Raw genomic sequence first — 10735 nt, 5'->3', positions numbered from 1 at the left:
ATACGCAGGAAGTGCAGCGGTGGATCCCCCGGCGGCGGCTGCTTCAGCAGGCACCCCTGGGCGCGGACCCCGACGAGCCGATCCGACGAGGAGGCAATGCAGATGGCCGGCATAGGCGGTTGCATCGCGCTGATCACGGTGGGGGCCGTCCTCACCTTCGCGAGCGACTGGGAGATGGACGACGTCAACCTGGACGCGGTCGGGCTGATCATGATGGGCGTCGGCCTGCTCGGCCTCGGCGTGTACGCCTCCGTCCTGCGCAGGCGGCGCGTTCCGGCCGCCCTGCCCGTTGTCGACGAGACCCGCGACCGGACCTGACACGCCCACAGGCCGCCGGACACCGCACCGAAGACCGCTCCTCCGCGGCGCGCCGTGGAGGAGGGCCCGGCCCGCGGTCGTCTACGGTGGCAGCCGGAAGATCACGGAATGTCCGGGTCCTCGCCTGCGGGCGTTGTTCCGTTCCGGCGCACCCGGTGGGCGGCAAGGGCGGATGCGGACATGGGCGGAGCGGATCAGCCGGTGATGCCGGAGGTGGTGGACACGCCTCACCGGCGCGCACAGGCGAGCGGCCGGCTGGCACGGTGGCTGCTGCGCCACCAGGTGCAGCCGGTGGGACCGGAAGCCGGCGAGGGGCACGCCCAGCCGCACGCCTGGTGGAAGGTGATGTGCCTGACCGGGGTGGACTACTTCTCCAGCCTGGCCTACGTCCCCGCGATCGCCGCCCTCGCCGCCGGAGCGGTCTCCCCCCTCGCCACGCTGCTGATCGTGGCGCTGACGCTGCTGGGCATGCTGCCGATGTACCGGCGGGTGGCGAAGGAGAGCCCGCACGGCGCGGGATCCGTGGCGATGCTGGAGGACCTGCTGCCGTTCTGGTGGGGCAAGCTGTTCGTGCTGGTCCTCCTCGGGTTCGTGGCCACGTCCTGGATCATCACCATCACCCTGTCCACGGCCGACGCCTCCGTCCACGTGGTGGAGAACCCCTTCTTCCCGGCGGTCCTGCACGGCCACGAGGTCGCCCTCACGGTGGCGCTGCTGCTGGTGCTCGGCGGAGTGTTCCTGCTCGGGTTCAGCGAGGCGGTGGGCGTGGCCATCCCCCTGGTTGCCGTCTTCCTCGCCCTGAACGCCGTGGTCATCGGCGTCGGCCTCGCGCACCTCTTCACCACGCCGGGTGTGTGGGACGACTGGACCGAGGCCCTCACGGCGAACGGCGGCGGCTTCGGCGACCTCATCGGCCCCGCCCTGCTCGCCTTCCCCCTGCTGGTCCTCGGCCTGTCCGGCTTCGAGACCGGCGTGAGCATGATGCCGCTCGTCGCCGCCGACGGAACCGACGAGGAACAGCGGCTGCGCTCGCGGATCCGCAACACCCGGAAACTGCTGACCACCGCGGCCCTCATCATGAGCGTCTACCTGCTCACGGCCAGCTTCGTCACCACCCTCCTGATCCCGCACGAGGAGTTCGAGCCGGGCGGCGCCGCCAACGGCCGCGCCCTGGCCTGGCTGGCGCACGAGCACGTGGGCGAGGGGTTCGGCACCTTCTACGACATCAGCACCATCCTGATCCTGTGGTTCGCCGGAGCCTCCGCCATGGCGGGACTGATCAACATCGTCCCCCGCTACCTGCCCGACTACGGCATGGCCCCCGAATGGGGACGCGCCGTCCGCCCGGTCGTGCTCGTCTACACCGCCCTGTGCGTCGTCATCACGATCGCCTTCGACGCCGACGTCGACGAACAGGCCGGCGCCTACGCCACCGGCATCCTGGCCATGATGGTCTCCGCCGCCTTCGCCGTCACGGTGTCCTCCGCGCGTCGCCGCCGACGCGGGGCCGCCACCGGATTCGCCGTGCTCACCCTCGTCCTGCTGTACGCGCTGATCGCCAACATCGTCGACAAGCCCGACGGCATCGTCATCTCCGGGTTCTTCATCGCCGGGATCGTCGCCGTGTCCCTGGTCTCCCGGGTCTCCCGCACCACCGAGCTGCGCGCCGACCGCATCGTCTTCGACGCCGACGCCCGCCGGTTCGTCGACGAGACCATCGCGCACGACAACGCCATCAACCTGATCGCCAACCGCCGTCAGGCCGGGGACGTCGCCGAGTACAGCGCCAAGGAGAGCGAACAGCGCGGAGTGAACCCGGTGCCGGGCTTCGCGGACGTGATCTTCCTGGAGATCGACGTCGTCGACCCCTCGGACTTCAGCGACACCCTCACCGTCCACGGCGTCGAGGTCGGCGGATACCGCATCCTGCGCGCCGACGCACCGGCCGCCCCCAACGCCATCGCCGCCGTCCTGCTGGCCCTGCGCGACGCCACCGGGGTCCAGCCGCAATGCCACTTCGCCTGGGCGGAGGGCAGTCCCCTGGTCCACATGATCCGCTACTTCCTCCTCGGGCGCGGTGACACGGCACCGGTCACCCGCGAGATCATCCGCAGCCACGAACCCGACCCCGCGCGCCGCCCCGGCATCCACGTCGGCGGCTGACCGCACTGCGGGGGGAGGGCGTGTCCGGGGCGGAGACCGCCCCGGACACCGGCTCAGCTCCGCGCGTCCACCACGGACCGGAGCTTGCCGCTCGCCGGGCTGCGTTCCAGCGACGCCCCGTCGACCGCCTCGACCACCAGCTCCAGCAGCCCTTCCGCCACCGCGGACCGCAGCTCCGGATAGCCGGACAGGAACACCTCGCGCAGCCGCTCCGGGTCCGCGGCGTCCGTCCGTTCCACCCGCACGGTCAGCCGCTCACGCGCCTCCGTACGCCCGAGCAGGATCTGCAACTCACCGCGGTGACCGCCACGCTCCCCGGCCAGCGCGACGAAGCGGCGCTGGTTCAGGAAGTACGTCGCCACCCGCATCACGTCGCCCGTCCGCCCCAGGAGCTCGAAGCGGGGCGCCAGGCTGCCGCACGGGCAGCGGCCCGGGACCTCCCGGCCGAGGTCGCCGATGATGTACCGGCCCAGCCGCTGCCCCCGCCGGGCGTGCGTGCTGAAGACCAGCCGGCCCGTGCCGCCCGGCGCGACCGGCCGGTCCTCCTCCGGGTCGAGGACCTCCAGCGCGTGCAGATCGGCGTGCAGGTGGTGGACGCCGCCCTCGCTGTGCGTGCACTGGTAGCCCAGCGGGCCCAGGTCGGTGCTGCCGTAGGTGATCGAGCGGACCGCCTCGATGCCGAACTCCTCCGCCAGCGTGCGCCGCTGCTCCGGGGTGAAGTGCTCCCCGCCGTAGAACACCTTGCGCAGACCGCCGTAGGCGCGCAGCGCGTCCGCCTCGGCGTGCAGCAGCTGCCACAGGTACGAGGGCATCCCGAAGAGGGTGTCCGCCCGGTGGTCGATCAGCGCCTGCGCCGTCGCCCGGTGGTCCGGCCCCGCCGCCAGCGGCAGCTGCACCCCGCCGAGCCGCTCCAGCACGGAGAAGAAACTGATGAAACCGCCGTACATGCCCCCGCAGTAGAAGAGGTTGGCGGTGCGGTCAGCGGCCGGGTCGTAGCCGGCGGCGAGCAGGCCGCGGGCCGCCGCGTGCATCTGCGTGTCGTAGTCCTCGTAGGTGAACAGCGACAGCGCGGGCGCGCCGGTGCTGCCCCCGCTGCGGAAGTACAGCTCGGCATCGGCGGGCGCCACCCGCCCGTTGAGTTCCTGCACCTCCTCCTTGCCCAGCAGCGGTCCGTCCGGCCGCGGCAGCACCACCGGCTGCGTCAGATCGTCCAGGCAGGCGGTGGCCGAGAAGCGGTCCGGGTCGGCCTGGACCGCGACCCGGCGGCTGTAGCGCTGCAGCGCGTACACCCCGTCGTGCGGCTCGCCCGGGTAGCTGTCGAGCATGGCGCCGACCGGTGTGACCCGGGTGACCCCGGCCGCCAGCACCGTACGGGACAGCTCCGCGACATCCGTCCGGCTGCCCGCCAGGCCCGCCGTCTGCAGGTACCGGCGCATCGGCCGCAGGGTGGAGATCAGCCGCTTGCGGGGGAGCGGTTTGACCCACACGCTGCGGTGCAGCGGCGAGGCGGTCAGCGGGGAGCGGGTGTCGGCCATCACCCGCCACGCACCGTCCGGTGCCGCGAACACCCGGGTCAGGCCCAGGTGTTCCTCCAACCGTGCCACCAGCTCGGTCGTGGTCAGCTCGGCCTCCTCCGCCGGGTCCCGCGGGGCGCCCGCGGCCGCCGTGCCGACCAGCGCCGGCGGGCGCGCCCCCAGGACGGCCGCGAAGCGCTCCGCGAACGCGAACACCTCGGTCTCGTCCTCGGTGTCCAGGTAGACCACCTGGGGGCTGGAGCAGGCCTGCTGGTCCAGCAGGCACACGTCGTCCGCGAGCGCCTGCAGGGTCACCCCGTCCGACCAGGCGTCCGCCGTCAGATAGGCGAAGGAGATGCGGTGCCCCCATTCCACCAGCCGGCAGCCCGCCGGCACGTGCTCCGCGACCCCTTCGACCGCGGTCTCGCCGCCCCATACGGCGACGGCGTCGGCGGGCGCGCACATCAGGCGCAGCCATTCCTGCCGGGAGGACGGGAACCGCAGGACGACGATCCGCGCGGAGAGGGCCCCACCGGGATCCCGGCCGGCCAGCTCTGCCATCAGGTGCTGCGTGAACAGCGTGTCGGAGCCGCTGGTCTTCAGGACGTTGACGTTCCCGGCGAGCAGGCCCTCCACGATGCTGAGCGGGGCCACCGTGGTGGCGTTGCCCGGGGCGATGTGGGCGACCATGCCGACCGGCGCCCACGCCTCGTACACGGTCTCCCGCGGATCGGGACGGTTCAGCCGGCCGGGGGCGGCGCTGCCGAGCTCCCGGCGCAGCTTGCGGGTGAGTTCCCGGCGGGAGAGGAGCCGGCCGAGTTCGGCCAGCACGCCGGGCTCCTCGCCGGCGGGCAGGTACGGGGCGAGCCGGGCGTGCACCGGGTGGTCCGGGTCGAGCAGGCAGTCGGACAGGGCCTCGCAGGCGGCGAGGACCGCCTGGGTGTCCAGGGGCGAGGACAGCGCGGCCTCCACCGCGGCCGGCAGGCCGGTCAGCAGCCGGCCCGCCTCCTCCTCGCCGACGAAGGCGCCCTGCCAGAAGTGCGGTGCGGCGGGAGTCGTTCCGGTCGTGGTCATCGGGCCATACCCTTCATCAGTTCCGCCGCGGCCACCGCGCAGCTCCGGTTGCGGCTCACCCCGGCACGGCCGTGGACGGTGAACCAGGAGGTCCCCAGCCCGCACCCGCACGCGTCGCCCGGCCACAGCGAGGCCAGGTCGCCCATCACGACGCTCTGCGCCGGCACCGAGGTGATGTACGGGGACACCAGGTGCAGGTAGCCCGGCTCCCCGTAGGGCAGCGGTTCGAGGGTGCGGGTCGAGCGGATCGTCACCCGCGACCAGACGGGCGCGTGCAGCCGGTGCCGGTCGCACTCGACGTACGGGACGCAGTGCTCCACCGAGCCGAAGGTGTCGCGGATCCGCTCGCCGGGGACGCCGAGCTGCTCGGTGACCCGCGCGTACAGCTCCTCCTTGGCGATCCGCCGGTCGGCGTGGCCCTTCCAGCCCCCGCCCAGGACGATCAGGGAGTCCTCGGGCAGCCGCAGCGGCGGCAGGCCCATGGCCCGCATCCGCTCCAGGGTGAACCACAGGAAGGCGGGGAAGCCGAGGATCCGGACCGGCGCGTCTTCCCGCTCGAAGCGGCGCAGCGCGGCGATGCACCCGAAGGGGTCGAACTCGTGGTCGCCGCCCGTGTTGCGCAGGGCGTACTCCACGCCGCGCGCGGGGGCGAAGTCGCAGAGGTAGTTGTCGGTGAAGGCGGTGCCGAGGTTCAGGGACGGGGCCGGCTCGTAGCTGTAGAGGAGGTAGTTGACCTCCTGCTCCGGGGTGATCCAGCCGTTGGTCTCGAAGATCCGGGCGACCATGCGCTGCGCGGACCGGATCGTCCAGTGGTCGAAGAACATCTGAGACTTCTGGCCGGTGGTGCCGGAGGAGGTCAGGTGCAGCTCCACGTCCTCGCGCGGGACGGACAGCACCTCGTGGCGTTTGAAGAAGTTCGCGTGGACCAGCGGGGTGCGGTACGCCTCGCCCGGCACCGGCGGCGTCGCCCCGTACAGGGAGCGGAAGAACGGGGAGCGTTCCGTGTGCCAGGCGTTGATCTCCGCCATGGCCGCGGCGAACAGCTCGTCCTCGGCGGGCCCGCAGGCGTACGGGTCGGTCAGATCGCACAGTTGCTGAACGTGCGGCAGGAGGGCCGGGTCGGGTACGGCGACCGGCGCGAGATGGGGGTTCACGGTGCAACCTCTGATGGTGTGGGCAGGTGCGTCGACGCCCAGGCCGACACGTAGCAGTCCAGATAGGGCTGGAGGGACGGTTCGACGGCGACCCCGCGGAAGTCGATCCGCTCGGAGGAGCGGGACAGGACGGCGTAGTCGTGGAAGACGTCGCCCTCCGCGCGCATCGCCGGGTAGACCGCCCCGGCGACGAACCCCTGGGCCAGGAAGGCAGTCAGGGCGTCGTGGTGTGCGAGCGGTACGAGCGCCTCCACGTACCCGGCACCCGCCCGGGACAGGGCCCGGGTGACGGGTTCGAGGTGCGCGGCGGCCGCGGCCGGGTCGGGATGGGCGGTGAGCAGAGAGCAGTACCCGCCCGCGCGGTTGAGGTAGGCGTACACCTCGAACGCGCCGTCCTCGGGGGTGAGCAGCACGTTCGGGGTGTGCAGCGGGTAGAACCAGCCCGCCCTGCCGGGGAAGCGCTCGCGGAACCGGCGGCGGACGAAGGCCGGGGCCTCGATCAGTTCCAGGCGCCCGCCCGGCGCCTGGGCCGGTGAGGGCGATGCGGAGGGGGAGGGGAGCGGGGCCCCGGCCGGCGCCGGGCGTGATGCCCGGACGCCTTCGTAGCCGATGCCCAGCGTCGCCCCGGCGGTGCGCAGCAACGGCAGCAGCGGGGCCGGGACTTCGGCGACCGGCAGCCGGCGGTCGAGTACCCCGGCGGCGTGACGCGCGTAGAGCGCGAGGCTCTCGCGGCTGCGCAGATCCACCGCGTTGGGCAGGATCCCCAGCGGCCGGAAGCCGTTGCGGGCGACCACCCGCTGCGGCCCGGCGCTGACGGTCCGCACGGTCGCGTACACCGAGTCCAGCCGGCCGCTGTCGAGCATCCGGGCGCACAGCGCCTCGGTGAGCGCGGCGGCCAGGCCCGCGGAACGGTGCCCGGGGTGTACGGCGATGCCCTCCAGCCGGCCGATCCGGCTGCCGGCCTCGCCATGGATGGCCGCCGACGCGGCGAGGGCGCCGGTGCCGGCGCAGCGGCCGACGAGCCACAGGGAGTCGGGGTCCTCGATGAGCCGGGCCATCTCGGCGGGGTCGGTGCCGAGGGCCACGGGGTAGTGCGGCCCGTAGACGGCGTAGTAGAGCTGCCGCAGTTCGGCGATGTCGGCCTGGACGGCACGGGTGATCACGGTGTTCACGGCGTTCACCGGGCACCTCCGGCGGCCGCCGTCGCGGCCGGCGCCGCCTCCGCTGCAGGGGCGTCGCCCAGCATGGCCAGCGCACAGGCCGCCGGGAGCAGGCCGGCGCCCTGCACCAGGCACAGCGTCTGCGGCGAGAGGATCTCGCCCGCGGACCCGAAGGCCAGCGAGGCCACCGGCAGCGAGGCACCGAGCACGGCCTGCATCACGGCGAAGAACCCGGGTTTGTCGTCCGCCGGCACCAGACGCTGGAACAGCGCCACGAACCGGACGCTCACCGCCCCCGCACACCAGCCGGCCACCGCCAGGCAGCCCGCGACCGCCGGAAGGGCCGAGGCCAGACCGGGCACGGCCAGGGCGAGGGCCATCAGCGCGAGGCAGCAGGCTCCGGCCGTGGCGGGCCGGCCCGGCACACGTGTGCCGGTGAACGCGCCGACGAGCGCGCCGGTGCCCAGCGAGGCTTCGAGCAGGGCCACCGTGCCGCCCGAACCGTGCAGCACGGACCGGGTGTAGAGGGGGACGATGACGAACACGGCGGCGGTGAACAGGTTCGCCGCGGTGAAGCACACCAGGACCCGCCGCACATAGGGAAGTTCGCCGAGGACGCGGCGGAGCGTACGGCGCTGGGGGCCGCCGCCGGAGCCCGCCGCGTCCGGGCCGTACGTACCGGACGCGCCGGATGTACCGGGTGTGCCGGGCGTGCCGGACGCGGGTCCGGCGGTCCGGAAGCGCGCGGCCGACACGAGGAGCGCGGCACCGAACCAGGCCGCCGCGCATCCGGCGGCCAGCCCGGCCACGCCGACCCGGTCCACGGCGAGCGCCCCGAGCAGCGCCCCGCCGAGTCCTGCCAGGGACTGCGTGGACAGCTCGAAGCCGGTGGCGGTCTCGATGTCGGAGTCGTCGACGAGTTCGGGGACCGAGGTGGTCAGGCAGGGGTCGAAGAAGGCCTGGCAGCCGGCCAGGGCGAGGGCGGCGGCGTACACGGCGGGGAGCGGCAGCCCGCTGCCGTACGCCCACAGCCCGAGACCGGACGCGGCCAGCCCCGCCAGGGCGGCCGAGTCCCGCAGCACCGCGCGGTGCGGGAACCGGGCGACGGCCTTGGCCACCACGGGCGCCAGGACCACGGCGGGCAGCGTGCACACGGCCATGAACAGCCCGGAGGCCGGTCCGGCGGCATCCGGTACGGCGTGGGCGACCAGCCACCAGGACACCCCGACCTGGAACATCCGCACCGCGGCCTGGCTCAGAACCTGGCCGAGCCAGACCGCGCCGAAGGCCCGGTTGCGCAGGACCAGCGGACGGCGCGACGCGGAGGAGGGCGGGGCGGGTACGGGCGGCGCGGGTGGGGGCGACGCGGATGCGACCGGAGAGGAGGTGAGCGGCGCGGTCATGCGGTCGGCCTCTCGTCGAGGACCCGGACCAGCTTGCCCGAGCGCGGGTTGACGGCGAGTTCGCGGTGCCGCACCCATTCCACGGACAGCGGGTGCACGAACCCGGCCCGGACGCTCTCCGGGTACAGCGGCCGTACGGCCTCCAGTTCGGCGGTGACGGCCTTCGCCAGCACGTCCAGCGGGGGCGCGTCCGTCCGGCCGGCCCCGGCGGCGGGTGGCTCCCCACCCGGGCCGGGGGCGGTGGCCAGCCGCAGGACGAGCCCGTCCCGGCCCTCCCACCGCCGGACCACGAGCTGCATGCCGACGACCAGTCCGCCGGTGTCCGCCGCGGTGACCGCGTCCTGCGCGTCCTGGGTGTACAGCGACACGGGACCCACCCGCACCCCTTCCTCGGCGCGGCCGAGGATCCGGAAGTGTCCGGGCCCGGTGCCGGTCCACTCGGCGCGGTCGCCCGCCGGGTAGCGGATGATCGGCATCAGCCGCCGGAACAGGCTGGTGACGACGACCCGTCCGGGCCGCCCGGGTTCGGTGACGGGCTCGCCGGTGGTGTCGTCGAGGATCTCGACCACCGAGTACGGGGTGAAGGCGCGGTGCACGCGGGCGTCGGGGCCCGGTACGGGCCGTCCGAGGAGGCCGGCGTCCACGCTGGCGTACCCGATGGACCGGGCCTCGGCGCGCGGGAACGCGCGGGCCAGCAGCCGCCGTTGGTCCTCGAACAGGGCCTCGCCGCCGAACAGCAGCAGCTCCACCGAGTCCAGCCCTCCGCCCCCGGAGGCGAGGTGCTCGGCGAGCCGGCACAAGGTGGTCGGGGTACCGGTCACGACCTGCGCCGAGAGGTCCCGCAGGGTGGGGACGGTGGATTCCGGTGGGGCGCCGCCGCCGATGGGCAGCCGCACGTTGTCCACGGGAGCGTGGGCGAGGGAGTCGAGGACGAACAGGAAGCTGGCGTACAGCTCCCCGGCGTAGAAGAGGTCGGCGACCCGGTGCCCCGACCGGAGTCCCGCGTCCAGGAGGCCCTCTCCGAACGAGGTGACGAACGTCCGCCACTCCTCGCGGGTGTAGACCGAGAACTTCGGGTAGCCGGTGGTGCCTCCGGTCTTGTAGACGGTCGCCTCGCTGAGCGGGCCGGTGAGCACCCGGCTGCCGGGGAATGTGTTGGCCGCCCAGAACGCCTCCTGGTCGACCACCGGAAGGTCGGTGAGGCGGTCGGCGTCCGGCGGCAGGGACGCGTAGAGGTCGCGGTAGTAGGGCGAGTTGTTTCGGGCGAAACGTATGAGGTCCGAGAGTTGCTGGGCGGACATGAGCCTTTGCCTGGACGGAACGGGAACCGGTGCGGGAGGAACCGGTGAGGGAGGAACCGGGGCGGGAGGAGCCCCCGCACCCCCGCCTTCGTGACGCACGCCGGGAATTGACGCGCAGTCACAATGATGAAACATCAGTGCGCCAGTCGCAAAACCGAGCAAGAATTTCCGGCCATTGAAACTCTCTTCAACAATTTCTCCGTCGAACCCTGAAGTGCCCTTAATCTCGCAGCGTGGGCGGGCGGCGCCGGAGGACAGGGGGGACCGCGTGAAGGACGACGTGCGGCGGGAGCGGTGGATCATCACCGCCGAGAAGGTCAGCGAGCGGGGCGGGGAGGACGGCGGCAGCGTCGGGACCGTCCGCGATTTCGAGGGCACCCGGGAGGAGGCCGAACGGGCGCTGGAGGAGGCCGCGCGGACCTTCCCGATGGGCGTGTTCTTCCAGGAGCGGCGTCGGCTCGTCTACCGGCAGCTCGACGGCTCCTACCTCGTCCGCTGCACCGGCTCGCTGGGCGGCCGGCACACGCGCGTCCTGCGCGCGGCCCGTCTGGTCTGGGACTCCGGGGCGAAGGGCGGCGACTCCACCGGGTGACCGCCCCCGGCCCGCCGCCGCGGCCGGTCCGTGAGGACGGGGAGGACCGGCGGGCG

General features: G+C 73.4%; 8 protein-coding genes. 3 read left to right on the top strand and 5 right to left on the bottom strand.

Annotated elements, in window-relative coordinates:
• The first annotated feature begins 102 nt into the window (after positions 1-102).
• Both ACGFQ9_RS01100 and ACGFQ9_RS01095 read left to right on the top strand, forming a co-directional pair.
• Entirely contained in the window at positions 103-318 is a 216-nt protein-coding gene (locus ACGFQ9_RS01100) for a hypothetical protein (RefSeq protein ID WP_393569871.1), read from the top strand.
• Between the two features lie 180 nt (positions 319-498).
• Positions 499-2481: an amino acid transporter gene (locus tag ACGFQ9_RS01095; RefSeq protein ID WP_393569869.1), complete on the top strand. Its 1983-nt coding sequence runs from the start codon at positions 499-501 to the stop codon at positions 2479-2481.
• A gap of 53 nt (positions 2482-2534) precedes the next feature.
• On the opposite strand, the gene ACGFQ9_RS01090 is transcribed toward ACGFQ9_RS01095, so the two are convergent.
• Genes ACGFQ9_RS01090 through ACGFQ9_RS01070 form a run of 5 tightly spaced genes read right to left on the bottom strand, consistent with a single transcriptional unit; the run spans position 2535 to position 10087 of the window.
• Positions 2535-5069 (bottom strand): acyl-CoA reductase, encoded by a 2535-nt coding sequence (locus ACGFQ9_RS01090; RefSeq protein ID WP_393569867.1) that lies wholly within the window; start codon positions 5067-5069, stop codon positions 2535-2537.
• The gene (locus ACGFQ9_RS01085; protein ID WP_393569865.1) at positions 5066-6223 is read right to left on the bottom strand and encodes an acyl-protein synthase; all 1158 of its coding nucleotides are present in this window, start codon (positions 6221-6223) and stop codon (positions 5066-5068) included. Before ACGFQ9_RS01085 ends, ACGFQ9_RS01090 begins: the two co-directional genes overlap by 4 nt.
• Positions 6220-7404: a GNAT family N-acetyltransferase gene (locus tag ACGFQ9_RS01080; protein ID WP_393569863.1), complete on the bottom strand. Its 1185-nt coding sequence runs from the start codon at positions 7402-7404 to the stop codon at positions 6220-6222. The genes ACGFQ9_RS01085 and ACGFQ9_RS01080 overlap by 4 nt, the downstream gene beginning before the upstream one ends.
• Positions 7401-8786: an MFS transporter gene (locus ACGFQ9_RS01075; RefSeq protein WP_393569861.1), complete on the bottom strand. Its 1386-nt coding sequence runs from the start codon at positions 8784-8786 to the stop codon at positions 7401-7403. Before ACGFQ9_RS01075 ends, ACGFQ9_RS01080 begins: the two co-directional genes overlap by 4 nt.
• Positions 8783-10087, bottom strand: a complete 1305-nt coding sequence (locus tag ACGFQ9_RS01070) for a phenylacetate--CoA ligase family protein (RefSeq protein WP_393569859.1) — start codon at positions 10085-10087, stop codon at positions 8783-8785. Before ACGFQ9_RS01070 ends, ACGFQ9_RS01075 begins: the two co-directional genes overlap by 4 nt.
• A 268-nt stretch (positions 10088-10355) precedes the next feature.
• Between ACGFQ9_RS01070 and ACGFQ9_RS01065 the strand changes: the two genes are divergently transcribed.
• Positions 10356-10679: a hypothetical protein gene (locus ACGFQ9_RS01065; RefSeq protein ID WP_393569857.1), complete on the top strand. Its 324-nt coding sequence runs from the start codon at positions 10356-10358 to the stop codon at positions 10677-10679.
• Positions 10680-10735: the final 56 nt, after the last annotated feature.

Origin of the sequence: Streptomyces sp. NPDC048603 (assembly GCF_043199475.1) — a bacterium.
Lineage (GTDB): Bacteria > Actinomycetota > Actinomycetes > Streptomycetales > Streptomycetaceae > Streptomyces.
The sequence above is the reverse complement of the archived record's forward strand: the minus strand, read 5'-3'. Positions and strand labels throughout refer to the sequence as shown.